The sequence below is a fragment of the Rhodospirillum sp. A1_3_36 genome, assembly GCF_047263945.1.
GTDB lineage: Bacteria > Pseudomonadota > Alphaproteobacteria > Rhodospirillales > Rhodospirillaceae > Rhodospirillum.
Genome location: NZ_JBLAVB010000002.1, coordinates 150,600 through 176,157, shown reverse-complemented (window position 1 = coordinate 176,157; position 25,558 = coordinate 150,600). Strand labels below are relative to the sequence as shown.

The following is a 25,558-nucleotide window of genomic DNA, read 5'->3' as shown; positions in this document are numbered from 1 at the left end:
ACCGCCCTAAATCGAAATCGATGTAGGGAGGATAATTTGATCTAGACTCATGAGTGAAAGAGAAACCAGCCCATGATCATGTCCCGTACACCATTCCGGGTCTCCTTTTTCGGGGGAGGGACCGATTATCCGGACTGGTACCTGAAGGAAGGCGGCGCGGTTCTTTCTTCATCCATTGACAAATATATCTATATAACCTGCCGTTACCTTCCCCCTTTCTTTGATATGCGCCATCGCATTGTCTGGTCGCGGATTGAAAGCGTCTGGAAGATCGATGAAATCCAGCATCCGGCGGTCCGCGAAGCTTTGCTTGCCATGGAGTTCACCGACGCCAATGGCCTGGATATCCACTACCAGGGGGACCTTCCCGCCCGCAGTGGCATGGGGTCCAGCTCTACGTTTTCCGTTGGCCTGTTGAATGCTCTGTCTGCCTTGAGGGGGCAGCGTCTGTCCAAGAAGGAGCTGACTTCCCGCGCCATTGACCTGGAGCGAAATCGTCTCAAGGAACATGTTGGAGCCCAGGATCAGACGGCTGCCGCCTATGGGGGGCTGAATTTCATCGAATTCATGAAAACCGGGGACATCCGCGTGGAACCCTTGACCCTGAATCCGGAACGACTCCGTCACTTGGAGTCCCATCTGATGCTGTTCTATTCAGGGCTTAGCCGATCAAGCTCCGAATTGGCTGGACAGATTATCGCCAATATCGGCAGCCGACAGGACCAGTTGCGGCGCATGCGGCGCATGGTGGACAAAGGGATCGATGTTCTTTGCGGCTCTGGCCCCCTGTCCGCCTTTGGGGAGCTTTTGCACGAGGGGTGGTGTTTGAAGCGGGAACTGTCCCAGAACATGACCAATGCCAAGGTGGATGGCATCTACGAAACGGCAAGGGAGAATGGGGCCCTGGGAGGCAAGTTACTGGGGGCCGGTGAGTCCGGCTTCATGCTCTTCTTTGTGCCGCCGGAATGCCAAAAAGCGGTGAAACGGGCTCTTGGCTTGCTCCATGTCCCCTTTGAACTGTCCTGGGAAGGCAGCACAATCATACAATATGATCCGGATACCGTGACCTATCCAGACCGGGTCCATGCTGCGGAGACGCGCTACGGATGACGGTCGAAACGGTCTTTTCCACACCCTGGTTTTCTATCGAGGCGATCACTCTTCCTGGTGGGGATCCCGCCGCCCTGCCCTATTATAGCTTCACCGCCCAGAATGGTGCCCTTGTCGTGCCCGTAACACCAGCGGGAGAGCTGGTTCTGATCCGCCAATACCGGCCGGTTTTGGGGCGGTGGACCTTGGAGTTTCCCGCTGGTGGTGTGGATCCCGGGGAGACGGCGGAAACTGCCATCGCCCGTGAGTTGTTGGAAGAAACCGGCTACCGATGCGCCGAGCTGATGGAGGTCTACCAAGGCCCCTTGAGGCCGGAGCGGGAAACCATGACCAATCATTTCTTCTTGGGGGTGGGAGCGGAGCGGCTGCCCGGTCCATCTGTAGAGAAAGAGTTCGACGTTGTTCTCCTGACGCCCAAGGCCTTTCGCGAGGAAGTGCTGGCCGGGCGTTTCGATCACGTGGCTGCCCTGCCCGTTCTCACCCTGGCCCAATGGCGCTTTGGTTTTACCTTGCCGGGCCTTTGATACCCTTATCCGTCCGGAGGACCATCACATGTACCGCCCAAATACGGCGTTGGCTGAAAAGGCCATGGACATTCGTCGGATCGCATTGGAAACGGCGTTGAAAGCTGGAAAAGGGCATGTCGCTCCCGCCTTTTCCTGGGCGGATCTCGGTGTGATGCTTTACTACGGTGGCGTCTTACGGGTCCGACCCGAGGAGCCCCATTGGCCCGACCGGGACCGGCTGATCCTGAGCAAGGGCCATGCTTGCTTGACCCTTTACGCCATCCTTGCCGATCAGGGCTTCTTTCCCTCTGCGGAATTGGATGATTTCGCTGGGGATGGCTCCCTTTTGCCGGGACATCCCGATCATCGGATTCCCGGGGTCGATGTGCTGTCCGGATCCCTGGGGCATGGCTTGGGCGTGGCCGCCGGAATGGCCTTTGCCGCCAAGGTCGATGACAAGCCCTATCGTGTGTTCACCATCCTGGGAGATGGGGAATGCCACGAGGGATCTGTTTGGGAAGCCGCCATGTTCGCCGGACACCATCGCTTGGCGAATATGGTTGCTATTCTGGACAACAATGGCCTCTCGGCTACCAATTACACCGATCAGGTTGTGACCCTGGGACCCGTCGCCGATCGCTTCGCCGCCTTTGGCTGGGATACGGTCACCGTGGATGGCCATGATTTCGAGGCATTGGCGAGGGTGTTCGATCCCGCGAGCCTTGATGCCCGGGTACGCCCCCTGGCGGTGATCGCCCAGACCGTGAAGGGCAAGGGGGTCGACTTCATGGAAAACTCGCCGAAGTGGCATCACCAGTTGCCCAAGGGGGAACAGGTGGCCGCCGCCCTCGCCCAATTGCGCACACCGAAGGCCTGAGGAAGGAAACGGACCCATGGATTTCCGCGATAGCGTGTTTGAAGCCATCCGTGACCTCATGCGGGTCGACCCCGCCGTTATGGTCGTGACCAATGACATGGGCGCCATGGTTCTCGACCAGATTCGCGAGGAATGGCCGGGGAGAGTTGTCAACGTCGGCATCGCCGAACAGAACATGATGAGCCTCTGTGGCGGTCTCGCCCTGGCGGGACGGAAGGTCTTTGCTTTTGGCATCGCCGCCCATGTGGCGACCCGGTGTTGGGAACAGATCAAGTTGGATATTTGCGCCCCGAACCTGCCTGTGGTCATTGTTGGGGTCGGTCCGGGTTTGGCCTATGGCAATGATGGCCCGACCCATCACGCGACCGAGGACCTGGCGCTGATGGCCACCTTGCCCAACATGGCCATCTACAATCCCTGCGATCCGATCAATACCATCCAATGCGTCCGCTTGGCCTATGCGCAGGGTGGTCCGGGTTACCTGCGTTTGGACAAGGAACGCATTGAGCCAGTGTATGAGCTGGACGAAGATGTCTCCCAAGGGTTCAAGGTGCTGCGTGAAGGGGCTGATGTCACGATTCTGTCCACGGGCGTGCTGACCATCCAGGTCCTGAAGGCCGCAGCCCTGCTGGAGGAGGAGGGCATTATGGCCAGAGTTGTCGATGTCTTCCGCCTGAAGCCCCTGGATGATGCGGCGATAGAGGCTTTCATCGGCACACCGAAAAGGGTCGTAACGGTGGAGGAACACAATATTTCCAACGCTTTCGGTGCGCGGATCGCGCTCCATTTGGCCCGGCGAGCCAATGCTCCGCCCCTGACCACCCTAGGCCTGCCAGATGCTTTTCTGTTCGGGTCGGCCAGCCGAGCCTGGGTCCATCAAGCCTCTGGTCTGACCCCGGACGGACTCGCAGCCACTATTATTTCTGTTTCGTGACGTTGCCTCAGGAGTGTTCTATGCCCCCATCGCAAGAGCAGTTTCCGCCGTTGACTCTACCGGGCGGCCTTGTCGTTGCCCGGTTGGGGTTGGGGACCATGGGGTTGGGGGGGCGCTATGACCGGGATGAAAGCGGTGACGCAGACGCCATTGCTCTCATTCATCGGGCCCTCGAGAGGGGGGTGAATCTGTTCGATACGGCATCGGTTTACGGTGACGGCCATGGGGAGGAAGTGCTGGGACGGGCCCTCTTGGGACGCCGGGATCAGGCAATCATCGCCACCAAGTTCAAGCCGGGCCAATCCCGGGCGGAGGAGGTCGTTGCCGCCTGCGAAGCCAGTCTTATGCGCCTGGGTGTTGACCATATCGATCTGTTCCAGACCCATTGGCCCAATCCGGCGGTTCCCCTGGAGGATACCCTGGCTGGGTTGACTCGATTGGTGGAGGGGGGAAAGGTCCGCGCGATTGGCTTTTCCAACACCACGGTTGCTGACGTTCGCCGGGCCCGGGCTCTTCTCCCAGACGGCGTTGCGGTTGCCAGCTTGCAGCAGGACTACAGTCTGGTTGAGCGGTTCGTCGAGCATGGCGCCCTTCCCTATTGCCAGGGGCAGGGCATGGCCTTGCTGGCCTATAGCCCCCTTGGCCAGGGGCGCCTTGCCAGGAATGGTGGCAGCCTGCTGGAAACCATGGCGGCTGACCACGGGGTGGCACCGGGCGCGGTGGCCTTGCGGTGGTTACTGTCGCGAAAGGGTGTTGTTCCCATTCCGATGACATCGAGCTTGCGGAATCTCGAAGCCAACCTTGCTGCCCTCGACTTGGTCCTGTCCGAGGATGACATTGCGCTCCTGGACCGGGCTTTCTCCGTGACCATCAAGGACATCTCCGTTGAGCGGATCCGGGTCGTGGCCTCACACACAGGCAAAGCCTATAAGCGCCTTGAGGATGCCCGGGCCAATACCCTGGACCTGTCGCCCAGCCCTGCGGAGGTCGCCTTGGAACTGGCCACTGGAGAGATGCTAAAACCCGTCAAGGTTCGGCCCGCCGAAGGAGCAGATGGCGAAGCAGGCTGGTATGATCTGTACGAAGGGCAGCTTCGGTATTGGGCCTGGCGTATCGCCCATGACGATGGCAAACCCATTACGGCTTTGATCCGATAGACTGTCTTCCCCGTTTGAAAAGCGACTGTCGATGATGTCCAACGCCCAACCGAAACGCGCCTTGATCACCGGTTTGACCGGCATGGTCGGATCCCATCTGGCCGATTACCTGCTTGCCCATACGGATTGGGAGGTCCATGGCCTGTGCCGTTGGCGTAGTCCACTGGACAACATTGGGCATCTTCTGGACCGGATGAATCGGGGGGACAGGGTCTTCCAGCACTTCGCCGACTTGCGGGATTTCCAGTCCATGCTCCATGCCGTCACGGCGGTTCGGCCGGACTATGTCTTCCATCTGGCCGCCCAAAGCTATCCCAAGACCTCCTTCACCTCGCCGGACGATACCTTGGATACCAACATCAATGGGACCTCCCGTTTGCTGGAGTCCTTGCGGATGGTGCCGGACCTGGATCCGGTCATCCATGTCTGCGCCTCGTCGGAAGTCTTCGGGCGGGTACCCCGGGAAAAGCTTCCCATCAATGAGGAATGCAGCTTCCACCCCGCCTCGCCCTATGCGATTTCCAAGGTGGGCACGGATCTGGTTGGCCGCTACCATGCCGAGGCCTATGGGCAAAAAGTGATGACCACCCGCATGTTTACCCATACCGGTCCCCGGCGGGGGGATGTCTTTGCCGAAAGCTCCTTCGCCAAGCAAATCGCCCTGATCGAAGCGGGAGCCATTGATCCCGTCATTAAGGTTGGCAATCTCGAGTCCTTGCGGACTTGGGCAGACGTGCGGGACGCTGTGCGAGCTTATTACATGCTGGTTACGGTCAATCCCCAACCGGGGGCCTATTACAACATTGGCGGCACCTTCCACTGCACCATTCGCGAGATGCTTGATCACCTGATATCCCGGTCCTCCGCCCGGGACCGGATTCGGGTGGAGGTGGACCCTGATCGGTTGCGGCCCATTGATGCGGATTTACAGGTTCCCGATACCACCAAGTTTACGACCCATACCAACTGGCGGCCGGAGATCTCCTTTGAAACGACCATGGGCGATCTGCTCGAATATTGGCGGGGGCGTGTGGGGCAAAGCGGCCAAGGGCTCGTGCGGTAGAAGGGGGAGAGTATGACCCAAGGCGCTTATCCTCGCTCGGTCCATAAGGGGGCTTCGGCGGAGGCCTTGAAGGGGATCGATGTGGTGATCCTGGCCGGGGGCTTGGGAACCCGAATCCAGCCGGTCTTGGGATCCCTTCCAAAGGTGCTCGCGCCCATCGCAGAGGGGACCTTCCTCGACATCCTGCTGGTCTGGTTGGGCAGCTTCGGCGCCCGGCGCGTCATCCCCTGCCTTGGGCATGGGGCCGATCAAGTGCTTGCTCATCTCGCCAGGCATGCTCCGGCGGGGATGGAGATCTGTCCCTCGGTGGAGCCGACCCCTCTCGGAACCGGAGGGGCTATTCGCCATGCCATGCCCCAGTTGGTTTCAGATCCGGTCCTGGTGATGAACGGAGATACGTTCCTTGATGCCGACCTTGGTGCCTTCGTCAATGGTCACCGAAGCCGGAAAGCGGCGTTGTCCCTTCTCTGTGCATCGGTTCCGTCCTTGGCGCGGTTTGGTGCGGTGGACTGCGACGACCAAGGCAATGTTCTTTCCTTCATGGAAAAGGACCCCGGCAGAACGGGGCCAGGGGTGATCAGCGCGGGGATCTATCTGTTCTCCCGCCTCGAGTTGGAAGCGTTGTCCCGGGTTGGAGGCCCCTCCTTGGAAGAGGATTTCTTGCGATTTCGTCCCCCGGGGCATATCCATGGAGAAATCTGTTCGGGACGCTTCATTGATATCGGTACACCTGATAGCCTGCGGGTCGCCAGTCGGATCATTTTGGGATCGGAGGGGGAGTGGACGGGAACTGAGGAGGCGAGCCAGGGGACGCCTTCCTGACTTTCTGAGGGTCGTCTGGGGGCCGGGTTTTTAGAGCATCAAGCGGAAAAGGGAGCACCGGTTTTCCGGTCCACTCGATGCTTAACCTGTTGAATCTAGATAAAATTACCAGCCTTAAATCGATTTCGATTTAGGGCGGTTTGATCTAAATGGCCGGAGTGGGGGTGCCGCCCCGTTTTGGTTAAGCGAAGCAGGCCCGTTAGGATCGCTGGATTGGCGGGCTGTCCACGGACTGCGGGCTGTTCAAGGAATGGAATCATTGGGGACGAGGGAAGAAGGGCCGGTCAAAACGCATTCCCAGTCGCTGATTCGCGGACTGATCGTCAAACTTGTCCTGGGCGCCATTGTGATCATTGGCGCCATCACCGGCCTGGGGTATGGGGTGGTCTATGATCGGGCGGAACGGGATGCCTTGGGGCGGCTGTCCGATTATGTGGTCGAAAGGGGGCGTTTCGAAAGCGCGGTATTCCAGCGGACAGAAGCGGCCATGCGTGTGTTTGCGCGCCATTTTCTGGAAAATTACCAGGACGAAACGGTTCTGCCGGATGCCAATTTCAAGGACTATTTCTTCCAAAGCGCAGACAAGGCCGTTCGGCTGAAGCCCGCCTATTTCAATGGGACCGTTGCTCCCGACGGGTTGCGAATCTCAGGAGTGTCCGCCTTTATTGGAAAAAATGTCCGCTACTTTCCCCAAGAATTCCGCCGCCGTGTCTTGTTGGCGGTGAAACTGGTGGGTCGTTATGGCCCGGCATGGGAAGATCTGAACCTGCATGCCAGCTTTCCAGAGAACGCGATTGTCGTTTACTGGCCGGAGGCGCCTTGGGGACTCGATGCCCCGGCTTCCCTGCGGATGAACGAGAACTCTGCGATCCGGGCCACTCTTCAATCGGAAAATCCTGAGCGGAAGCCCGTCTGGACAGCGTTGTATTACGATGGAACCGCCAAACGGTGGTCGATCACCTATCAATTACCCGTCGACTTGAACGGTCGCCATCTGATCAATCCCAGTGCTGACGTGCCCTTGACCGACCTGATGCGCCGGATTGTCGAAGACCACCTTCCCGGAACGAACAACTTCATCTTTTCCAAAACCGGGAATGTGGTGGCCAATCCCAGAACCATGGCCGAGGACATTTTCAAAAAGGGCGAGATTTCCGTCGATGAGGTGGAGGATCCGGTGCTCCAGAGAATTTACGCCGACATGGTCCAAGGGATGAAGAGCCCGCCTCAGTCCTTGGATGATGGAAGCGGTCGGAAGGTTTGGCTGGTGGATGCTCCCGAGCTGGATTCCTATTTGGCATTCACCGAACTGGCCGGTCCGGACTGGGTTTATGTGGTAACCTATCCCAAGGCCCTGCTGCGCCCCATCGCCCACCAAGCGGCGGGGGTTCTGGTGGCATTGGGGGCGGGAATCTTTGTCTTTGTGACCCTGGTGATTGTCCTTATTCTGAACCGTGACATTGCCCGACCAGTCAAGCTGTTAGAGGCTGCTGCAGAACAGGTGGGCGAGGGGGCTTATGACACCGTCGCCGAAGCCGACTATCCCCTTCCGGAATCCGTACCCAACGAAATTGGTTTGTTTGCCCGGGAATTCCGGTCCATGACCCGTCGGGTTCGAGACACCAACCGCAACCTGGAACGGATCGTTGCAGAACGGACCGCGGATTTGGAGGAGGCCAATCGCAAGCTCACCGAACTGAGTCTGGTGGATGGTTTGACCAAGGCACGGAACCGCCGGTCCTTCGACCTGGACCTTCAGGAGGCGTTCGAAGTTCACGAACGAGATGGGGAAGCTTTCGCCCTGGCTCTGTTTGACGTGGACCATTTCAAGAAATACAACGACACCCAAGGGCACCAAAAAGGCGACGAAGTCTTGAAGTCTATTGTCGCCATTCTGAAGAGGGCCTCCCGGGCGGGAGATCGGGTCTACCGCTACGGCGGCGAAGAGTTAGCCGTGATCTTCTCCAATACGGATCTTCCCGAAGCCCAGAGTGTTGCGAAGCGCCTGGTCGAGGCTATTGCTGCCGAGGGTATTCCCCATCCGGCCAGTTCCATCGGTCATGTGTCCGTTAGCGGAGGGCTCTCGGTGGCCGAGGGGGGGATCAGTTCGCCAAAGGACCTGATCCAACGGGCCGACGAGAAGCTGTATGAGGCCAAGCATTCCGGCCGGAATCGGTTGGTGGGATAGCGGAGTGTCGCTAGAGTGCTCCGAGTTTGCCTCACCGCACCTTGGAAGCAAAAGAGGCGGAAGGAGACAGCCCCTTCCGCCCGTTATTTTTATCCATTCGAACTTGGGCAGGCGCTCAGCCGCCAACCCACCAGTAGACCCAGACGAACAGAAAGATCCAAACCACGTCCACGAAGTGCCAGTACCATTCTGCGGCTTCGAACCCCGTGTGGCGTTCGGCTCCAAAGTTGCCCTTCATGGCGCGGAACAGCATCACCGCCAGGAAGCAGGCGCCGACAAAGACGTGGAAGCCGTGGAACCCGGTGGCGAGATAAAAAACGGACGGGAAGATGCCGTCGCTTAAGCCAAAGGTGGCCTCGCCATATTCGATCGCTTGAAGGGTCAGGAAGGTGAAGCCGAGCGCAACGGTGACAAACAGGCCGAAGATCAATTGTCCCTGGCGTCCGGCCATCATCCCCTTCTTCGCCCACATCAGCACGACGCCCGAGGTGATGAGGATCAACGTATTGATCGCGGGCAGCCCCCAGGCGTGCAAGGGTTCGATGCCCTCTGGTGGCCAGACGCCTTTGATGACCGGGTTGACCAGGAGGGCACTATCGAAAAAAGCCCAGAAGAAGGCGACAAAGAACATGACCTCGGAGGCGATGAACATCGCCATGCCCATGCGGAGGCCCTTGCGCACCATACTGGTGTGTGCCCGGTCATGAACGGATTCATGGATGACGTCTCGCCACCAGCCGAACATGGTGGTCAGGACGAGGAAGACCCCCAAGAGCATCAGCCAAGTGGCATCGTCATGCATGTAATGCACCGCGCCCACTGTTAGGGTGAAAGCAGCCAGTGCGCCCGTGGCAGGCCAGGGACTTGGGTCGATGATGTGAAATGGGTGTTTTCGCGCCGCGACGCCGCTCATGGTCCTACCCTCCCGTTCGTGAACTGTGTTCGTCTTGGCCCGCTGTCCCGGCCCTGGCCGCCTGCTTCTCCGGCTTGGGCAGTCCGGCCTCTTGCTCGGCTTCGCTGTCCTCGAAGAAGGTGTAACTCAGGGTCAGGGTGGTGACCTCGTTGGTGGTATCGTCCTCGGCAATGGCCGGGTCCACGTAGAAGGTCACGGGCATATCTATGGTCTCGCCCGGTTCCAGGCGCTGCTCTGTGAAGCAGAAGCACTGGATCTTGGAGAAATATTGGGCCGCCTTCGTGGGCGTGACGTTGAAGGTGGCGGTGCCAATGATCGGCCGATCGCCCTTGTTGGTGGTTCGGAAGGAGGCCAGGGCCTGCTCCCCCAGGGTCACATCGACGGATTTTTGGTTGGGCTTAAAGCGCCAGGGCAGCCCCTTGTCGATATCCGCGTTGAAGCGCACGGTCATGATCCGTCCGGCGGCGGGGCCCTCGTTGGCCGCGCCGGGGGCGGCGACATCCACGCCCGGGATGCCGCCATAGCCGGTGACCTGACAGAACAACCGGTAGAGGGGGACCGAGGCGAAGGCCGCGCCGACCATGACGACAATCATGGCCCCACACATCAGGCCGACGCGGGCATTACGACGGGCCAAGTCATCGGTTCGGGACATTGCACGTCTCCCAGGGGCTTCTTCCCAGGGACCATTTCCCTGGGATCGGGATGGGGCAGCGGTGGGCGGTTCGGCTTATTCCGCAGGCTGAGCCTTGGGGCCCGGGCCATGGTGATGGGGATCCGGCCCGATTACCGGGGGATCGTCGAAGCAGTGGACGGGTGGGGGGGAACTGACGGTCCATTCCAGGGTGGTGGCGCCCGGTCCCCAATAATTTGCCGCCACGCGTTTTCCCGACCGCAGGGTCACCCAGCAGACATACAGGAAGAACAAGGTGCCGAAGCCAGCGATGAAGGCACCAATCGAGGCGACCATGTTCCATCCGGCGAAGGCGTCCGGGTAGTCGGGGATCCGCCGGGGCATACCCGCCAATCCCAGGAAATGCATGGGGAAGAAGGCCAGGTTGACGCCGACGAAGGTGATCCAGAAATGGATTTTTCCCAGGGTCTCCGGGTACTGGCGACCGCTCATCTTGCCGATCCAGTAGTAAAACCCGCAGAAGATGGCGAAAACCGCGCCGAGGGACAGGACATAGTGGAAATGGGCAATGACGTAATAGGTGTCGTGGAGCACCACGTCGACGCCCGTATTGGCCAGAACCACACCCGTGACCCCGCCCACGGTAAAAAGGAAGATGAAGCCGATGGCCCAGAGCATGGGAGTCTTGAACTCAATGGACCCGCCCCACATGGTGGCGATCCAGGAAAAGACCTTGATGCCCGTGGGCACGCCAATGGCCATGGTCGCGGCCAGGAAGTAGGCCCGGGTGTCCACATCCATGCCCACGGTATACATGTGGTGTGCCCAGACGGCGAAGCCGATCAGGCCGATGGAGACCATGGCATAGGCCATGCCCAGGTATCCGAAGACCGGCTTGCGGGAAAAGGTCGCCACCACATGGCTGATGATCCCGAAGGCCGGTAGGATCATGATATAAACCTCGGGGTGACCAAAGAACCAGAACAGGTGCTGGAACAGGATGGGGTCACCACCGCCTGACGGGTCAAAGAAGGTTGTGCCGAAGTTCCGGTCGCAGAGCAACATGGTGATGGCACCGGCCAGCACAGGCACGGCCAGCAGCAACAGGAAGGCGGTTACGGTCATGGCCCAGACGAACAGCGGCATGCGATGGATCGTCATGCCCGGGGCGCGCATGTTGAAAACCGTGGTCAGGAAATTGATGGCACCGAGCAGGGAGGAGATGCCCGCCAGGTGCAGGGCGAAGATGGCATAATCCACGGCCTTGCCCGCATGGGCCGTACTTCCAGAGAGAGGGGGGTAGATCGTCCAGCCCGTTCCGGCGCCGCCATCGACGAAGCCTGCCAGCAGGACCAGGGTGAAGGCGGGGGGGAGCAGCCAGAAACTGATGTTGTTCATGCGCGGGAAGGCCATGTCCGGCGCACCGATCATCAGGGGCAGGAACCAGTTGCCGAATCCACCGATCAGGGCAGGCATGACGGTGAAGAAGATCATGATAATGCCGTGGGCGGTGACGAAGACGTTGTATTGCTGGTTGTCTCCCCCAAGGACTTGGAGACCCGGTTCGGCCAGTTCCAGTCGGATAATCATGCTCATGGCGCCGCCAATGAGTCCGGCGATGACGGCGAACACCAAGTACATGGTGCCGATGTCTTTGTGGTTGGTCGAAAAGACCCAACGGCGCCACCCCTTGAGGGCATGGTCGTCGTGGTGGGCATGGTCCTGGAGTGTCGCGGTGGACATGGTCCCGTCTCCCCTTTGATCCTAAATTCACCCTGTCGCGTTTCTTCTGGCGGCGATCTCTTCGCCCGCCTCCTATGCAGGCGATTGATCAGCGCGCAGCGAGGCGTTGCCCCTCGGTTTTGTTCTCATCTAAGCCCGGCGCCGGTTGGATGGGCTTATCTGCCAGGGTGATGGTCGGTGCATCCGGATTGCCGAGGTCCTCTGCGGTTGCGGTGACCCAGCCGTCGAAATCTTTCCGGGATACGGCCTTGATCTCGATGGGCATGAAGCCGTGGTTGACCCCGCAGAGTTCGGAACATTGGCCGTAGTAGAGTCCCTCTTCCTCAATGCGCACCCAGGTCTCGTTCAGGCGACCCGGGACCGCGTCGGTCTTCAGACCCAGCGCGGGCATGGCCCAGCTATGGATCACGTCGTCCGCAGTGATCAGCACACGAATATTGGTCTTGGTTGGGAGGACCACCTGGGAATCCGTCGTGAGAAGGCGGGGCTGCCCTTCCTCCAGGTCGTCTTTGTCGACCAGGAAAGCGTCAAAGGCGATCTCCTTCTGATCCGGATAATCATAGGACCAGTACCATTGATGTCCGGTGACCTTCAGGGTCATCTCCGCTTCCTGTACCCGGTCCATGAAATAGAGCAGCCGGAACGAGGGAACGGCGATGGCGGCCAGGATCAGGACCGGCACCAGGGTCCAGACCACTTCGATCTTGGTGTTATGGGTGACGGTAGAGGGCGTGGGGTTGGCCTTGGCATTAAAGCGGACAACCACATAGATCAACAGTCCCAGAACCAGAAGCACTACGGCGATCATGATGGCCGTAATGAAGCCATGGAGATCCTGTATTTGTTCGGCCACCGGAGATTGAGGTGGCTGCATGCCGATCTGCCAAGGCTCGGGTTGCGCTCCAAAAGCCTGGGCAGCGCCGAGGGTCAGGCAGCCGAGCCCCAAGGGCAGGGCTCGGGGAAGGATCCGAGACAGCACCGTTTCCGGCTTACCTCCGGGGCGTTGTTTCCACCCCGGATATCCATTCGAGAATTCCGTTTCCATGCACCCCCTCCCGATCTTTTGTGTCGTTCGTCGCTAGCGGGGAGCCGCAACCGCAGTATCCCGCGCATGCTTCGGCCATATGGCAAAGGGTCTCAAATCCTACAATGTTGGTCCAGTTATTTTTCTTTTTAGAATAAAGGGCTTAGTCGAATTGAGGTTTAGAAAGTCACTTAAATTGATGGGGTATTCTGCAACTGTTTGAATCCAAAAAAGAAACTTATGGTTTTGCAGCGCGGTAATTTTTTCAATCGATGTTGGACTCTGTCGCGAAGGCTTTTGCCTGGAGCCGGGTCACGGCGAGGAACGCTTTGACCGCAGCGCGACGGCGTTGATCCCGCAGGCAAACGACGCATTCGGTGAAGGGGGCATTTACCCCGTCCAGGGGCAGGGCCACGACCCGGGGATCACGGGAAACTTCGGCGCTGGAGACCAGTCCGACGCCGAGTCCCTGAGCCACGGCTTCATGGACGCCTTCGCGGGTGGCAACTTCGACCCAGTCCCCGGGCACGACTCCGGCGTCTTCGAGGACGCGTTCCGCCACGCGTCGGGTTTCCGACCCCGGTTCCCGCAGGACCAGAACCTGATCGGCGAAGGCGGTCATGGCGATGCCGGTGGCTTGCGCTTGGGCCCAGGGGTGTCCTGCGGGACAAAGGGCGACCATGGGGTCGGTGCGCAGCGGCAGGTAATGCAGGGCAGGATCCACTTGGGGATTGCACAGGACGGCGATGTCGATCCGATAGGCCAGAAGCTCTCGGGTCAGGCTGTCGGTGTTGTCGATGGATAGCGAGACAGAGACCCCAGGGTGCCGACGCCGGAAGGCCGCGACCAAAGGCAGGGCATGGTGGGGCGCATCGCCTCCCAGGCGGACGACGCCACCGGTCAGATTGCGCGATTCGTCAAGGATCTCCCTGGCTTCTTCCTCCACCGCGACAAGGCGTTGGGTGGTTGCAAACAAGCGGTGTCCCGTTTCGGTCAGGGTGACGGTTCGGCCCCGGCGGTGGAACAGTTGGACCTCGTAGGTTTGTTCCAGGTCGCGCACCTGACCGGAGATGGTGGGCTGGGTGACGTTCAGGCTTTCTGCGGCTTTTGTGAAGCCACCGGTTGTGGCCACCGCGTGGAAAGCTCGCAATTGGGTGGATAACATGCGGTTTCCCTATGGCAAGGATCTATCAAGTCAATTTGCGCGATAGAGCCGTTATCCGCCAGCCTGTCCTTGAGGTATGCCGATTGCGTGTGCCGTTCCTGGGCGTCCTGCTTTTGTTCGTATTTTTCCGTCCCTTGGATCTCAAGTCAGAGGAAAGAAGTCAGGTATATCTGTCCTGACTTTCAGACTCTGATGGCGCCCTTCCTGCAGTTTTTAAAAATAAAAAGGAGGCAATTCGGGAAACTGGTCTGGCGGCTGGGCAGGTGCCGGATAGCGCAAAGGCTGTCTCTCGCGATGCTGGGACCCTAAGATCCATCATTGCGACCTTTTTGGAAAATGTGCGCGGGTTGTAATCCCCGCGCAGGACCCCTCACTCATCCTCGTCTTCGAAGCCGCCGACCCGTTCGATGGCGCGGGTCAGCAGGTCGCGGACCTCGGTGGCCACATGGGTTAAGCCCAGATTGTCAATGGCCATCATGGAGGCGACAGGATCCACGGCGGAAATCTGGATGTCTCCATCGGTTCGCTGGCGAACCACCACGTTGCAGGGGAGCATGACTCCGACAAGTGGTTCCTCGTGGATGGCCCTTAGGGCGAACCCTGGATTGCAGGCTCCGAGGATCACATAGGGTGGCAGATCCGCGTCCAGCTTCGCCTTCACGGTTGTGGAGACATCGATGGTAGTCATGACGCCGAAACCATTGTCGGCCAGGGCCTCCGTTACGGCTGCTACGGCTTCGTCGAAACCGCCCGGTCCCCTGTAGATGGTGGACATGTGATAGGTCATGCGTGGATCCCCCCTATTGGCATGGTCTGAAGCCTTGACCATACAGCCTTGGCTTTTTGGTGCAATATTGGCTTTGCAGGGGGGCAGGATGTGGGCGTTTTGCTTGTTTTGGGGCCCGTTTCCGATGGGCGCTCAGGCGAGGTAATACCCAGGTGCGGTGAGTTTGCCTCACCGCACCTTGGAAGCGGCCAAGTGGCCGCCGCGCCTTATGGCGCGTAAAAGCCCGCCTGGCGTTTGAACGCAAGAAAAGCGGCCTGGGTTTCAACCCGCGCCGCTTGGTATTAGGGGCAAATAGTCGATGGGATGGGGAATCCAGCGATCTCCGGACCGGCCCCGCTTGATTTCGGAATACTCTAAGCGAAGAGGCGTTGTCCCCGGTCGGCGAGGTCGTGAAAACGGGCCGTCACGTGGTCGGCCAGGGCTTCGGCGGCGTCTCCGGCACCGCTCCGGATGGTCAGATAGATGTTGAACCGCCCCAGAGGCGGAAGGCCTTCTGCGGCTCCCAGGCGGATCAGAGGGGGCTCGACGGCGCTGGCGGGCAAGGGGGCGATGGCCAGGTCTGCCTCCACCGCTGCGGCCTGTCCCCGGCACATTTCGCTGGCATAGGCGACACGATGGGGGATGCCCACAGCGTCCAGCGCGGTGAGAGCCATGGACCGCCAAGCGCATCCAGGATCGGCCAAGGCCAAAGGCAGGGGGCGCTGGTGGATGGCCCGGCCCCCTTTCAAGCCGACCCAAACGAGGTCCTCCACATGGACCGGGGAGAGTGTGGAGGTTTTCATGGCCTCCATGCTGAAAACAATCACGTCCAACTCCCCTTCGGACTGGCGGCGGTAGAGTTCCCGACCGGTGTCGAGGCGGACGTCAACGCGCACATGGGGATGGGTGGCGGCGAACCGCCGCAGGATCGGCGGCAGGGCGAGAACCCCGGAGTCGTTCGGCGCCCCCAGGCGAACGACTCCCTCCAGATCAGGCTGGCGGAAGCGGGTCAGGGCTTCATCATTCACGGCCAGCAGGCGGCGGGCATAGCTGAGCAGGACCTCCCCATCTCCGGTGAGGCGAACCGAACGCGTCTCCCTGTCGAACAGGCACCGACCAAGCAGGGCTTCGAGCTTCTTGACCTGAAGACTGACCGCGGAGGGGGTGCGGTGGACCCGCTCCGCAGCGCGGGAAAAATTCCCCTCTTCACAAATGGCGACGAAGGTCTGGATCAAATCCATCTCCAGAAGGGAAGGGAGAGAGGAAAGGACGGCCATCGCGGTGGCTCCTTTGTATTTTAGAGGAAAGCTCAACAATGACACTATAGGTTCTCGTTAGACTCATCAATAGTGATGGGGCAGGGTGGGGCTTACACACCGATAAAGGAGGCCGTGAATGAGCGACGATCGGACAGGAAATCCCAAGCACCACCCGCATTCCAGGCTAAGAGGTCTGGAGGGGTTGGATGCCCATTTGTTGCGGGACTTGTGGGGGGTCACCCCGGACCAATTGGCTGTGGCGCGAGGATTGCCTACGCATTGCGATGGTGTCGGGGCATTGTTGCGCATGGGGCATCAGAAGCGGGCGCGCGTCAAATCCGACACTGGAAGGGACGTGGATGCGGCCAGAGTCCCGAACTCGCCCGCCTGACCAAGGTCTTGCCCGGTACACGATAAGGTCTGGCCTTTTTTGGGCGATTGCCCAAGCCCATTTGGGGGCAAATGCCCCCAAACCCCCCTTTTTTTTATGGCCTGGGATTTGGGGCGGGGCAAAGCTCCGTGATGGGAAAACATCCGGTGTCGTGTAGGGTGAAGGTCATGGACATGTTGAAGGGAATCACTGGAGATAATGGTGTTACTCGGGGGTAGGGGTGTCCTGGGGATTTCCCTTCCTGACCATGAAAAAACCCGCTTCGCAACGCGAAGCGGGTTTTGAAACTTGGTGGAGGGGATCGGACACAGTCCGAACCTGACACAAGCGGCCTACCGGCCGCCGGGCGAAGCCCGCCCCATCGGAGGCGGTCGCGAAGCGACCTGCCGCGAGATATGGAAAATGGTGGAGCCGAGGGGAATCGAACCCCTGACCTCGTCATTGCGAACGACGCGCTCTCCCAACTGAGCTACGGCCCCGGTAGGGCGCGGATATAGGCTGCGGCGGGGGGGACTGTCAAGGCGAAAGAACGCGGAGTTCCGGATTTTGATCGGCCGGTTGTCCGACCCGCGCCGTTCTTGCGTCAAACTCCTCCAGACCTTAAGTTCAAGGTGCGTTTCAACAATCGATCACACAGCCGGAAAGCCCCCCATGGATGTCATTTTGATTCCGCTGGTCCAGATTATCCTGATGGCCATCAATATCTATGTGTGGATGCTCATTGCCTCCGCCGTATTGAGTTGGCTGGTTGCCTTTAATGTGATCAATACCAGCAATAAGTTCGTTTATACGGTGGGCGACTTCCTCTATCGCGTTACCGAACCGGCCTTGCGGCCTATTCGTCGAATTCTGCCGGACCTGGGTGGAATCGACATATCTCCCATCGTCTTGATTTTGCTTCTTTATTTCATTCAAAACGTGCTCGCACAATTTATTATGCGTGGCGGATTCTAAAGGCTGTCCGGACCGTGGACCCCCTCACGGACAGGACCGACGGTCTGTGGCTGACCCTGCGGTTGACTCCCAAGGCCAGCCGCGATGCCCTGGTGGGGATAACGGCTGATGCAGATGGAAGCGCGGTGCTCAAGGCGTCGGTCACGGCGGTGCCGGAAAACGGCAAGGCCAATGCGGCCCTCGTCAAACTTCTCGCCAAAAGCTGGAAGTTGCCCAAGGGCACCTTGAGCGTTATCCAGGGGCAGACGGACCGACGCAAGGTTTTGCGGGTGGAGGGCGATCCCGGCGACCTACGGGCGCGGCTGGATCCGCTGATCGCCGCCCTTCCCCGGGTGTGACCCTTCCAAGTGCCAGAGCCCAGGCTTTTGATTGCCGGGGTCTCGCGGGGCCGATGGCTCGACCTGGTTTCGCCACGGTTGCTGTGGCGCTTCTTCTGGCGATTGCCGGAGGACTGTTCCTTCTCGCCCAACTGATGCCCGGCGCGCCCACCCAACTCAGGGACACCAAGGAAACCCACCGTCGCTTGGCACAGGTGGGCCGGGCTTTGGTTGCCCATGGCGCCCTGCAGGGGCGCCTGCCTTGCCCTGCCGAAGACAGCTCTGGTGTCGAAGGGAAGTGCGGCGGGGGTGAGGGGGAGGCCATCGGATTCGTGCCCTATGACGCGCTTGGCCTGCCCGCTGTCCAAGCCCGGGATGCTTGGGGGCGTATGGTGACCTATGCTGTGACGGTTTCCCTGACGGAGGCGGATGGCTGGGTGGTCGGTGCTTCTGGGGCGCTGATCCTGGAGGCGGGGGCCAAGGCGGGGACTCCCCAGGCTCCGTCCCGGCGGGAGGAGGGGCTGGCCTGGATCCTGGTCAGCCATGGGGCCAATGGGGCCGGAGCAACCTTGCCCTCTGGGGAAACCCTGGCCAATCCCGCTGGTGCTGGGGAAATCGAGAACCTGGGGCGGGCGCCGGACGGGGACCCTGCCGTGTTTCGAACTGCGCCCCACGTTCTGGATTCCACTATCGGTGCACTCTATGACGATCTGGTTCGAGGGGGATTGCCTCCGAAGGGGTGAAAGAGAGAAAGGACCCCATCACCCTTCGTCGCTTCGGGTCGTGTGGTCCCTTCTGTCAATACGGGTGCGGTGTCATGGAGCGGCTGCGGGTCAGGTGTTCAGCCCGTGTTTGAACTTCTCCCAGGTCCCCTTGGGGTTTCGGCTTGGCCTTGGGGTGGACTCGCCGGGGGCGGATCTCTGGGGGATGCGGCGAATATTTCGATCAGTTGATCTGAAAGGGGCATTCCCAACAGAATAGGACCTTATAGAAAAACGGCCAACCGGTCCGGGCTTTCCGATAGCAGGGCCCGGACCTCTCCCAAGGCCGCTTCCAGCCGCGTTTCCGAGGGGGCTCCCAAGCAGAGGCGCACCCCTTGGCAGGCATGGGCCTGATCCACGGCGAAGGCCTCTCCCGGGGTCACCATGACGCCCCGTTGTCGCAGGACGTGGGCGAAGTTGTCCCCGCGCCAGCCCTTGGGCAAACGCAGCCATAGGAAGGCGGCCTCTGGCGGGACGGGACTGGGTGTCAGGGGGCCGAGGACCTGGGTGGCGATGGCGCGTCGGGAGAGAACTGCGAGACGTTGGGCCTCGGTCAGGCGGGCCACCGTGCCGTCCTCAATCCATCGGGCGGCCACTGCGGCCAGGGGCGGCGGTGCCATCCAGCAGGACACCCGCAGGGCGGCCAGAACGGCCTCCCGTCGTCGGGGTGGGGGAACCACCATGCCGCAGCGCAGGCCGGGTAGACCGATTTTGGACAGGCTGGTCACATGGACCACTTGCTCTGGGGCCAGGGATTTCAGGGAGGGGAGGGGAAACGCGGGAAGGGGAGCATAGACCGCGTCCTCAATGATGGTCAGAGCCCGGGATTCCGCCAAGGCAATCACGGCCTGCCGCCGCTCGGCACTGAGGGTGGCTCCCGTGGGGTTGTGCAGGTCGGGGACGGTCAGAAGAATCTTGGCACCGGGTTCTCGCTTGAGGACTTCGGCCAGGGCATCGGGGATCAGACCGTTTTCATCCATCGGCACGCCCACCAGACGGAGACCCAATAACGCGGCCATGCCCTTGAAGGCCGGGGAGGTCAGTGCCTCGGTCAGCACGACGTCTCCGGGGCGGCCCAGCGCCATCAGGGCCGCGAGGACTCCATTCAGCGCACCCGTGGACAGCAGGACCGACCCGGTCTCGGCGGGGACGCCGTGATCCTGTAGCCATCTGGCCGCTTGGCTGCGGTGTTCGCGCGCGGCTGTGTCCGGTTGGTAGGCGAAAATGCCCGTTCCGGCCTCCACCAAGGCGCGCGCGGCGGCCGCAACTTCGGCGGGGCCCGCGACGGGGGCGGGATGGGTATTGGCCATGTCGACCGGCGCATCACCGCTGTCCTCGCCATCCGATTGCGGCGGCCAGGGCGCCAGTCCAGCCGAAGCGCTCTCCCCAAGCACAAAGGTTCCCCGGCCCACTTCGCCCCCCACCAGCCCCCTCTCCCGGGCCAGGGCATAGGCGCGGCTGACCGTGGCCAAGTTGACTTTCAGGCGCCAGGCCAGATCCCGTTGCGGTGGCAGGCGCGCCCCCGGTGGCAGCGCGCCCGATGTGATGTCTGCTTCCAAGGCTTCGGCGATGGCCCTGTGGAGGGGGCGGCGGCCCTCCTCCAGATCGGGCATCCACTGGGTCGTCTCCCGGAGGGGGGGCTCGGGTGTTTGGGGCTCCCGGAGGGAGATGAGAGTGGTCTGTGTCTGTGTGCTGGTGGCTTCCGGCATGGCCCCCCCCCCGGTGTTCGGTGAAATTGTTCTCGGAACAATGTATCGATTGCATGGAGACAATGCGAGGGTCATTTCAAGGGGGCACGTTATTCGCTCTTTCCTTCCACGCCTTTATGGAGCCCCCCTCATGCTCACCTGTCAAAGGGATCTGTTCGATCTTCCTCGGGATATGGCCTATCTCAACGCCGCTTTCATGGGGCCATTGCCTGCGTCTGTCGTGGCCGCAGGGCATGCCGGCGTTGCGGTCAAGGCCCGCCCCTGGGAGGTGAGCGTAGATGCCTTTTTTGATCCCGTTGAAAAGGCCCGATCCTTGTATGCGGGATTGACCGGTGCGGATGCCGAGGGAATCTCTGTTGTTCCTGCCGTGTCCTATGGCATGGCTGTGGCCGCAGCAAATCTACCCCTGGAGCGGGGACAACGGATTCTGGTGCTGGCGGAGCAGTTCCCCTCCAACCTCTACCCTTGGCGCAAGAAGGCCGCACGGGATGGGGGGGATTTGTTCACTGTCGCTCGCCGCGCCGATGGGGATTGGACCAAGGCGGTCTTGGAGCAATTGGATGATCGCGTGGGAATTGTCGCGCTCCCCCAGGCCCATTGGTCTGACGGTGGACTGTTGGATCTGGAACGGATCGGTGCCGTCTGCCGGTCCATGGGGGCCGCGTTGGTTATTGATGGGACCCAGTCTTTTGGCGCCCTCCCCTTTGACACGGCCAAGGTGGACCCGGATTTCGCTGTGGCCGCTACTTACAAGTGGATGTTGGGGCCCTATTCCATGGGGTTCCTCTACGTCGCTCCCCGCCATCGCAAGGGGCAGCCCCTGGAAGACGGATGGATCTGCCGAGAGGGGAGCCGGGATATGTCCCGTTTGGTGGATTATACCGATGCCATGGATGCAGGTGCGCGCCGCTTCGACGTGGGGGAGCGTTCCAACTTCGCTCTCATGCCCATGGTGATCTCTGCCATGGAGCAGATGTCCGCCTGGACCCCGATGGCCATTTCCGACTATGTGGAGAAGCTGACCGATCGGATCGTCGCCGAAACCTCGGTTTTGGGCTGCATGGCTCCCGGCAAAGGCATTCGCTCCCCCCACCTTCTGGGATTGAGCCTACCTGAAGGGGTTGCGGTGGGCCCTTTGGCGGCGCGCCTTGCCGAAGCTCGGGTGGTTTTGAGTGTGCGGGGCAGCCGTCTTCGGGTTTCGCCCCATGTTTACAATGATGATCAGGACGTCGACCGCTTGATTGAGGTTCTGTCTGACGCCTTGAAAGGGTGCTGAGGGAGGGCAGGGGTGACCGCGGCCTCTGGGCGGTGGTCACTTGGTCGCTTCAAAGGGGGGCCGCTTCAGAGGGGGCGCTTCCAAGGGGCTGTGAGGCGGACTCAGCACCCCTTGGTATTTGGGGGGTGTCGCTTTATTCAATCCCGGTTGGCCAGATAATTCCCTGGTGAAGTTTTTCATCAAATTACGCCAATACCCTATCTGGAGTGTGCCCCGGACGGGGTATTGGTTCAATTCCTGCTCAATTATACTCTTATATTAAGAAGTTACTTTATTCCGAGTAGTGCTATATGCGATGCCGTTTTATAAAGGTTTTTTCCGCCGTTATCTGTATTCATTATGTGAACTTTGGTGCATTTATTTTTAATTAATTTGTAATCGTTGAAGACGGAGTAACTATACGATAGGCCGTCTCCCTCTGTTATTGTGTAGCATTTTCCATGAGTCTTGATGAAATCGGCAACTTTCCATAATTTTAGTGCATTTAGAATTTGTTTGATGGATCTCGAAAGATAAGATCCTTGTCCAAAATTATTGGAATCGGATATAAATATAGCCTTTTTCCCCACTCTCAACATCTCAGAGACGGCTTTTCTTGGATTGTGAATGTGATGTAATGCTCCAAATTCACAGACTAAATCAAATGAGTTGTCAGAAAAATTCAATTGGGTTGCATCTCCAGGAATAAGTTCATCTTTGTCTATTCCTGAGCTGTGTCCTATTTCTCTGAGGGCTTTTACAGGCTCAATTGATAATATTTTCAGATTTGGCTTCTTCTTTTTTAAGTATAGGGCTGCCCTTCCCGTTCCTGCGCCTATGTCTAGGATGCTCTGGATTCCATAAAGCTCGATGGTGGCCTCTAGAAAGAGCAATGCAAAATGGTGGGCGTCGTTTTCTTTGATGTGCAGAGTGTTGTAGTCTGAAGCAGTTCTCTCATAATAATCTCTTTGAATTTCTGTATTTTTTTCTATCTTATCGCGCATTTTTTGACTCTCCTACATTCGATCGGTTTGTCATTTTTTACTTTTCAATCATTGTTTCTTTTTACTTGCGTTCATGTTGTTTTTGGAATATTCGTGTTCCTGTGTAAGTCTCCGTTAAGAGTTCAAGCCAAAGGGTTTTAATATATAGCTCTTATCTTGATAAGAATGTTGTTGATCGGCTCATTGAGGGGGGCTTTTCGTGTCACGGGTTTTGAGGGGCAAGTAAGCTTGTTGGGCTGCGCTATATTCTGCAAGGGGGTCTGTTCTTGAATGTGCACTTTTATAGTGTTTCGGGAGATGGTCAACGTGGATTGAAGCGCTTAGTATGCCGGGATGTGACAGGGGCGACGATGGGGCGCGACCCGTCCGGTTCGGTGATTCAAATGGGTTTGGGTGAAGCCGCAAAAAGCAGGGTAGGAGCCAGAGGATAGGTCTCTCTCAGGGGCGGACCCGAAAATCATGCCGTGAATTCAACCGGTTCCGTCATCCCCGTGAAAACGGGGATGACGAAGTAAAACACCGTATTATTTAACTTCGGAGCGGCACAGAGAAACGTGCATCCCTTAGCGCATGCGCTGGAATGACGACTGGACTGCTCCGAGATCAAGTGCGGCCGTTGTGTGATGTGCATCGCCCTCCTCCAGGGTGATTGTCCCGAAAGAGTGCGGTGGATGGCATCGCGGGGGCGTTTGTTTTCATCCTGTATCGGGCCGAGGGCGATTCAAAGGGTGTGGCTTGGGATGGTGCTGGAGCTTGGGCGCTCTATTTTGGGCGCTCTATATAGTGATGAGATTCCTTGAAGTCTTCTTTTTGTTGTGACGCGGGCGGAGTCTTTGGTAAAGTCGCCGCTCCCTTTTAATTGGTTCGAGAAAATGTTGGTACCGTTTACAGGAACGACCCGAATTCAGCGTCTTACAAGTGTTTTGGTGGCTCAGGTCAATGATCAAATGGTTCTCATGCATCCTGGTCGTGGCACCTATTACGGTCTCGATACTGTGGGAACCTCTGTATGGGAATGTCTCGACCAGGATATTCAACTTGCGGATCTCTACGCCCGGCTCGCCGAGGAATACGACGCGGATGTCGAAACAATCGAGCGGGATGTTCTTCCGCTCCTGGAACAGTTGATCGAGGAAGAGTTGATCGATGTCCGGAGGTGAACGCGTTCCGGGGGAATACACGCTTTATGGATGGCGGGTCCGCTCAGCTCTTCCCTTGCACGGGTTGGTTCCATGGACGGGTGATGATCGCTCTCCCGATGTGGAAATCGTCATCGGTTCCCTAGAGGATTCCGTTGATCCCCCCCAGTGTCACGGTCCCTTTTGGCACTTTTGGCCAAATGGGATTTGTCGACTGTCCGTCGAAGGGGTGGCGCGTTACGACGTCGTTCAAGGAAAACGGGTGGTGATTGAACCAGCGGAAGGGGCCGACGCCCATGATGTGCGGGTCTTCCTGCTGGGATCGGTGGTTGGTGTGCTGTGCCACCAGCGTGGACTGTTTGCTCTCCACGCCTCCGCGGTGCGTCTTGACGGGCGGGCAGTCATGATTTCAGGCGTCTCGGGGGCTGGCAAGTCGACCCTATCCGCAGCCTTGGGGCAACGGGGGCTTCCCATGGTGGCCGACGATGTGGTGGCGATTGATTGCCATGCGCCGGGTGGAGCCCAAGTCTTTCCAGCATTTCCAGTCCGCAAGTTGACACCGGATGCGATGGAAGAATTGGCGATTGACCCAAAGGGATTGGTGATTAATCGTCGTGGTCAGCCTAAGTACCTCGTTCCTGCTCTTGGCGGTTTTGACACGATGCCTCTCCCGCTACTTGCGGTCTATATTATCAGGCGAGTTAGAGGGCGGTTGCCGGCTGGAATCACGGGCTTGGAGCCCGCAGAGGCGGTGGCTCACCTGGACCAAAATATTTACCGTCGCGGCATTGGGCTCAAGGTCACATCACCGGGATCCCTCTTTTTTACGGCATCAGCCTTGGCGGGAACTGTTCCGGTTTACCTGCTTGGCGTCCGGGAAGAAGACGGTCTTTCCAGTCTCGGTTCCCTTGCCGAAACAGTTGAGAGCCATGCACGGACCGTGGCATCGAAATGAGTGGGTTTTACTGGATTGCATCCTATCCAAAATCTGGAAACACATGGATGCGTCTTTTCTTGCATAGCCTGTCCATTGGAGGGGGCGTCCTAGATTTCAAAAAACCTCTCGACTTCGTCTCGCATGGGGCCACGCGTCCCAAATTCGAGGCGGCGTTGGAGCTTGAAACTGGCGATCTCACCATTGACGAGATTGCCCGGGCACGTCCAAGGCACTATGAAATGGAAGCGGCCCAGGCTTCCACCCCTCTATTTCGCAAAGTGCATGATCGTTGGCAAAACACACCGGCCGGGGAACCTTTGTTCCCTCCTTCGGTGACATTGGGCGCGATCTATCTGGTTCGAGATCCCCGCGATGTGGCTGTGTCCTTCGCGGCACACAACAATTCTTCCCTGGATTGGGCGATTGCGGCGATGGCCAATTCGCGGCAGTTGATTGATCCGAATCGGCGCAGACAGACATTCCAATTACCCCAAATTTTGGGGAGTTGGGGAGGGCATGTGGAAAGCTGGCTCGACGCGCCTGGGCTCAGGCGTTTGGTTCTGCGCTATGAGGACCTTTGTACGGATGCCGAGGCGCGGTTCGCGGAGGCGACCCATTTTCTCGGCCTTGATGCCTCTCCGAGCGCCATCGCGGCGGCTACCGCAGCGGTGGGGTTTGCCGTGCTTCGCGATCAGGAAGAGACCGAGGGTTTCCTCGAGCGACCGGCTTTTTCGAAACGGTTCTTTCGTCGCGGTGTGGCGGGGGGATGGCGCGATACATTGAGCGCCGCTCAGGTTGCCCAAATCGAATCCGACCATGGTCCGGTCATGCACCGGTTGGGCTATCTGTGAGTCTTTGGGGGATCCTGGCTGGAACGAAGGGCAGGGGGCGACTGTTCTCTTGTGCCTCTGTCAAGCTTCCGATCGGGAA

Annotated in this window: 25 protein-coding genes and 1 tRNA gene; 16 read left to right on the top strand and 10 right to left on the bottom strand. The window is 59.2% G+C overall.

Features of this window, described 5'->3' with window-relative positions; genetic code table 11:
* Positions 1-72: 72 nt before the first annotated feature.
* The 8 genes from ACLIRY_RS05415 to ACLIRY_RS05380 all read left to right on the top strand — a co-directional run bounded on the left by ACLIRY_RS05415 (position 73) and on the right by ACLIRY_RS05380 (position 8,657).
* Positions 73-1,110: a kinase gene (locus ACLIRY_RS05415; RefSeq protein ID WP_413204340.1), complete on the top strand. Its 1,038-nt coding sequence runs from the start codon at positions 73-75 to the stop codon at positions 1,108-1,110.
* On the top strand, positions 1,107-1,634 hold the full coding sequence (locus ACLIRY_RS05410) for an NUDIX hydrolase (RefSeq protein ID WP_413204339.1): 528 nt from the start codon (positions 1,107-1,109) through the stop codon (positions 1,632-1,634). The genes ACLIRY_RS05415 and ACLIRY_RS05410 overlap by 4 nt, the downstream gene beginning before the upstream one ends.
* Positions 1,635-1,662: 28 nt before the next feature.
* A complete protein-coding gene (locus ACLIRY_RS05405; protein ID WP_413204338.1) occupies positions 1,663-2,493 on the top strand; it encodes a transketolase in 831 nt (276 codons plus the stop codon).
* A gap of 16 nt (positions 2,494-2,509) precedes the next feature.
* Positions 2,510-3,427 carry a transketolase family protein gene (locus ACLIRY_RS05400; protein WP_413204337.1) on the top strand — a complete coding sequence of 306 codons (918 nt, stop codon included), beginning with the start codon at positions 2,510-2,512 and terminating at the stop codon, positions 3,425-3,427.
* Positions 3,428-3,447: 20 nt separating this feature from the next.
* Positions 3,448-4,584 (top strand): aldo/keto reductase, encoded by a 1,137-nt coding sequence (locus ACLIRY_RS05395; RefSeq protein ID WP_413204336.1) that lies wholly within the window; start codon positions 3,448-3,450, stop codon positions 4,582-4,584.
* 31 nt (positions 4,585-4,615) lie between these two features.
* Entirely contained in the window at positions 4,616-5,647 is a 1,032-nt protein-coding gene (locus ACLIRY_RS05390; RefSeq protein WP_413204335.1) for a GDP-mannose 4,6-dehydratase, read from the top strand.
* Between the two features lie 12 nt (positions 5,648-5,659).
* Positions 5,660-6,469 (top strand): nucleotidyltransferase family protein, encoded by an 810-nt coding sequence (locus ACLIRY_RS05385; protein WP_413204334.1) that lies wholly within the window; start codon positions 5,660-5,662, stop codon positions 6,467-6,469.
* Between the two features lie 259 nt (positions 6,470-6,728).
* Entirely contained in the window at positions 6,729-8,657 is a 1,929-nt protein-coding gene (locus ACLIRY_RS05380; RefSeq protein WP_413204333.1) for a diguanylate cyclase, read from the top strand.
* 115 nt (positions 8,658-8,772) lie between these two features.
* Here ACLIRY_RS05380 and ACLIRY_RS05375 read toward each other — a convergent pair whose 3' ends face one another.
* From ACLIRY_RS05375 to ACLIRY_RS05345, 7 genes are all read right to left on the bottom strand, one after another.
* Complete coding sequence (locus ACLIRY_RS05375) at positions 8,773-9,570, bottom strand: cytochrome c oxidase subunit 3 (protein WP_413204332.1); 798 nt, start codon at positions 9,568-9,570, stop codon at positions 8,773-8,775.
* A gap of 4 nt (positions 9,571-9,574) precedes the next feature.
* Positions 9,575-10,225, bottom strand: coding sequence for a cytochrome c oxidase assembly protein (locus ACLIRY_RS05370; RefSeq protein ID WP_413204331.1), 651 nt, complete (start codon positions 10,223-10,225; stop codon positions 9,575-9,577).
* Between the two features lie 75 nt (positions 10,226-10,300).
* The gene (ctaD, locus tag ACLIRY_RS05365; protein WP_413204330.1) at positions 10,301-11,947 is read right to left on the bottom strand and encodes a cytochrome c oxidase subunit I; all 1,647 of its coding nucleotides are present in this window, start codon (positions 11,945-11,947) and stop codon (positions 10,301-10,303) included.
* A gap of 88 nt (positions 11,948-12,035) precedes the next feature.
* Positions 12,036-12,992 carry a cytochrome c oxidase subunit II gene (coxB, locus tag ACLIRY_RS05360; protein ID WP_413204329.1) on the bottom strand — a complete coding sequence of 319 codons (957 nt, stop codon included), beginning with the start codon at positions 12,990-12,992 and terminating at the stop codon, positions 12,036-12,038.
* 244 nt (positions 12,993-13,236) lie between these two features.
* Positions 13,237-14,136, bottom strand: a complete 900-nt coding sequence (locus ACLIRY_RS05355; RefSeq protein ID WP_413204328.1) for a LysR substrate-binding domain-containing protein — start codon at positions 14,134-14,136, stop codon at positions 13,237-13,239.
* A gap of 370 nt (positions 14,137-14,506) precedes the next feature.
* Positions 14,507-14,923, bottom strand: a complete 417-nt coding sequence (locus tag ACLIRY_RS05350) for a DUF302 domain-containing protein (RefSeq protein WP_413204327.1) — start codon at positions 14,921-14,923, stop codon at positions 14,507-14,509.
* Positions 14,924-15,276: 353 nt separating this feature from the next.
* Positions 15,277-16,179: a LysR family transcriptional regulator gene (locus tag ACLIRY_RS05345; RefSeq protein ID WP_413204326.1), complete on the bottom strand. Its 903-nt coding sequence runs from the start codon at positions 16,177-16,179 to the stop codon at positions 15,277-15,279.
* 118 nt (positions 16,180-16,297) lie between these two features.
* Between ACLIRY_RS05345 and ACLIRY_RS05340 the strand changes: the two genes are divergently transcribed.
* Positions 16,298-16,552 carry a hypothetical protein gene (locus ACLIRY_RS05340; RefSeq protein WP_413204325.1) on the top strand — a complete coding sequence of 85 codons (255 nt, stop codon included), beginning with the start codon at positions 16,298-16,300 and terminating at the stop codon, positions 16,550-16,552.
* A 403-nt stretch (positions 16,553-16,955) separates the two neighbouring features.
* On the opposite strand, the gene ACLIRY_RS05335 is transcribed toward ACLIRY_RS05340, so the two are convergent.
* Positions 16,956-17,031, bottom strand: a tRNA-Ala gene (locus ACLIRY_RS05335).
* Between the two features lie 172 nt (positions 17,032-17,203).
* On the opposite strand from ACLIRY_RS05335, the gene ACLIRY_RS05330 reads away from it, so the two are divergent.
* Genes ACLIRY_RS05330 through ACLIRY_RS05320 form a run of 3 tightly spaced genes read left to right on the top strand, consistent with a single transcriptional unit; the run spans position 17,204 to position 18,566 of the window.
* Positions 17,204-17,506 carry a YggT family protein gene (locus ACLIRY_RS05330; RefSeq protein ID WP_413204324.1) on the top strand — a complete coding sequence of 101 codons (303 nt, stop codon included), beginning with the start codon at positions 17,204-17,206 and terminating at the stop codon, positions 17,504-17,506.
* 14 nt (positions 17,507-17,520) lie between these two features.
* A complete protein-coding gene (locus ACLIRY_RS05325) occupies positions 17,521-17,844 on the top strand; it encodes a DUF167 family protein (RefSeq protein ID WP_413204323.1) in 324 nt (107 codons plus the stop codon).
* 53 nt (positions 17,845-17,897) lie between these two features.
* The gene (locus ACLIRY_RS05320; RefSeq protein ID WP_413204322.1) at positions 17,898-18,566 is read left to right on the top strand and encodes a hypothetical protein; all 669 of its coding nucleotides are present in this window, start codon (positions 17,898-17,900) and stop codon (positions 18,564-18,566) included.
* Between the two features lie 242 nt (positions 18,567-18,808).
* On the opposite strand, the gene ACLIRY_RS05315 is transcribed toward ACLIRY_RS05320, so the two are convergent.
* On the bottom strand, positions 18,809-20,293 hold the full coding sequence (locus ACLIRY_RS05315) for a PLP-dependent aminotransferase family protein (protein WP_413204321.1): 1,485 nt from the start codon (positions 20,291-20,293) through the stop codon (positions 18,809-18,811).
* Between the two features lie 130 nt (positions 20,294-20,423).
* Here ACLIRY_RS05315 and ACLIRY_RS05310 point away from each other — a divergent pair, with 130 nt between their 5' ends.
* Positions 20,424-21,569, top strand: coding sequence for an aminotransferase class V-fold PLP-dependent enzyme (locus ACLIRY_RS05310; RefSeq protein ID WP_413204320.1), 1,146 nt, complete (start codon positions 20,424-20,426; stop codon positions 21,567-21,569).
* Between the two features lie 266 nt (positions 21,570-21,835).
* On the opposite strand, the gene ACLIRY_RS05305 is transcribed toward ACLIRY_RS05310, so the two are convergent.
* A complete protein-coding gene (locus tag ACLIRY_RS05305; RefSeq protein WP_413204319.1) occupies positions 21,836-22,552 on the bottom strand; it encodes a class I SAM-dependent methyltransferase in 717 nt (238 codons plus the stop codon).
* A gap of 956 nt (positions 22,553-23,508) precedes the next feature.
* On the opposite strand from ACLIRY_RS05305, the gene ACLIRY_RS05300 reads away from it, so the two are divergent.
* From ACLIRY_RS05300 to ACLIRY_RS05290, 3 genes are all read left to right on the top strand, one after another.
* Complete coding sequence (locus ACLIRY_RS05300) at positions 23,509-23,712, top strand: PqqD family protein (protein ID WP_413204318.1); 204 nt, start codon at positions 23,509-23,511, stop codon at positions 23,710-23,712.
* A 244-nt stretch (positions 23,713-23,956) separates the two neighbouring features.
* Complete coding sequence (locus ACLIRY_RS05295; protein WP_413204793.1) at positions 23,957-24,646, top strand: hypothetical protein; 690 nt, start codon at positions 23,957-23,959, stop codon at positions 24,644-24,646.
* Positions 24,643-25,479 carry a sulfotransferase domain-containing protein gene (locus tag ACLIRY_RS05290; RefSeq protein WP_413204317.1) on the top strand — a complete coding sequence of 279 codons (837 nt, stop codon included), beginning with the start codon at positions 24,643-24,645 and terminating at the stop codon, positions 25,477-25,479. Before ACLIRY_RS05295 ends, ACLIRY_RS05290 begins: the two co-directional genes overlap by 4 nt.
* Positions 25,480-25,558 lie beyond the last annotated feature (79 nt).

What these genes read in the sequence shown, in the direction of transcription:
- ACLIRY_RS05415 (WP_413204340.1), top strand. Translation starts at nt 73, where the DNA reads ATGATCATGTCCCGTACACCATTCCGGGTCTCCTTTTTCGGGGGAGGG.
- ACLIRY_RS05410 (WP_413204339.1), top strand. Translation starts at nt 1,107, where the DNA reads ATGACGGTCGAAACGGTCTTTTCCACACCCTGGTTTTCTATCGAGGCG.
- ACLIRY_RS05405 (WP_413204338.1), top strand. Translation starts at nt 1,663, where the DNA reads ATGTACCGCCCAAATACGGCGTTGGCTGAAAAGGCCATGGACATTCGT.
- ACLIRY_RS05400 (WP_413204337.1), top strand. Translation starts at nt 2,510, where the DNA reads ATGGATTTCCGCGATAGCGTGTTTGAAGCCATCCGTGACCTCATGCGG.
- ACLIRY_RS05395 (WP_413204336.1), top strand. Translation starts at nt 3,448, where the DNA reads ATGCCCCCATCGCAAGAGCAGTTTCCGCCGTTGACTCTACCGGGCGGC.
- ACLIRY_RS05390 (WP_413204335.1), top strand. Translation starts at nt 4,616, where the DNA reads ATGATGTCCAACGCCCAACCGAAACGCGCCTTGATCACCGGTTTGACC.
- ACLIRY_RS05385 (WP_413204334.1), top strand. Translation starts at nt 5,660, where the DNA reads ATGACCCAAGGCGCTTATCCTCGCTCGGTCCATAAGGGGGCTTCGGCG.
- ACLIRY_RS05375 (WP_413204332.1), bottom strand. Translation starts at nt 9,570, where the DNA reads ATGAGCGGCGTCGCGGCGCGAAAACACCCATTTCACATCATCGACCCA.
- ACLIRY_RS05370 (WP_413204331.1), bottom strand. Translation starts at nt 10,225, where the DNA reads ATGTCCCGAACCGATGACTTGGCCCGTCGTAATGCCCGCGTCGGCCTG.
- ctaD (WP_413204330.1), bottom strand. Translation starts at nt 11,947, where the DNA reads ATGTCCACCGCGACACTCCAGGACCATGCCCACCACGACGACCATGCC.
- coxB (WP_413204329.1), bottom strand. Translation starts at nt 12,992, where the DNA reads ATGGAAACGGAATTCTCGAATGGATATCCGGGGTGGAAACAACGCCCC.
- ACLIRY_RS05355 (WP_413204328.1), bottom strand. Translation starts at nt 14,136, where the DNA reads ATGTTATCCACCCAATTGCGAGCTTTCCACGCGGTGGCCACAACCGGT.
- ACLIRY_RS05350 (WP_413204327.1), bottom strand. Translation starts at nt 14,923, where the DNA reads ATGACCTATCACATGTCCACCATCTACAGGGGACCGGGCGGTTTCGAC.
- ACLIRY_RS05345 (WP_413204326.1), bottom strand. Translation starts at nt 16,179, where the DNA reads ATGGCCGTCCTTTCCTCTCTCCCTTCCCTTCTGGAGATGGATTTGATC.
- ACLIRY_RS05340 (WP_413204325.1), top strand. Translation starts at nt 16,298, where the DNA reads ATGAGCGACGATCGGACAGGAAATCCCAAGCACCACCCGCATTCCAGG.
- ACLIRY_RS05330 (WP_413204324.1), top strand. Translation starts at nt 17,204, where the DNA reads ATGGATGTCATTTTGATTCCGCTGGTCCAGATTATCCTGATGGCCATC.
- ACLIRY_RS05320 (WP_413204322.1), top strand. Translation starts at nt 17,898, where the DNA reads ATGGCTCGACCTGGTTTCGCCACGGTTGCTGTGGCGCTTCTTCTGGCG.
- ACLIRY_RS05315 (WP_413204321.1), bottom strand. Translation starts at nt 20,293, where the DNA reads ATGCCGGAAGCCACCAGCACACAGACACAGACCACTCTCATCTCCCTC.
- ACLIRY_RS05310 (WP_413204320.1), top strand. Translation starts at nt 20,424, where the DNA reads ATGCTCACCTGTCAAAGGGATCTGTTCGATCTTCCTCGGGATATGGCC.
- ACLIRY_RS05305 (WP_413204319.1), bottom strand. Translation starts at nt 22,552, where the DNA reads ATGCGCGATAAGATAGAAAAAAATACAGAAATTCAAAGAGATTATTAT.
- ACLIRY_RS05300 (WP_413204318.1), top strand. Translation starts at nt 23,509, where the DNA reads ATGCATCCTGGTCGTGGCACCTATTACGGTCTCGATACTGTGGGAACC.
- ACLIRY_RS05290 (WP_413204317.1), top strand. Translation starts at nt 24,643, where the DNA reads ATGAGTGGGTTTTACTGGATTGCATCCTATCCAAAATCTGGAAACACA.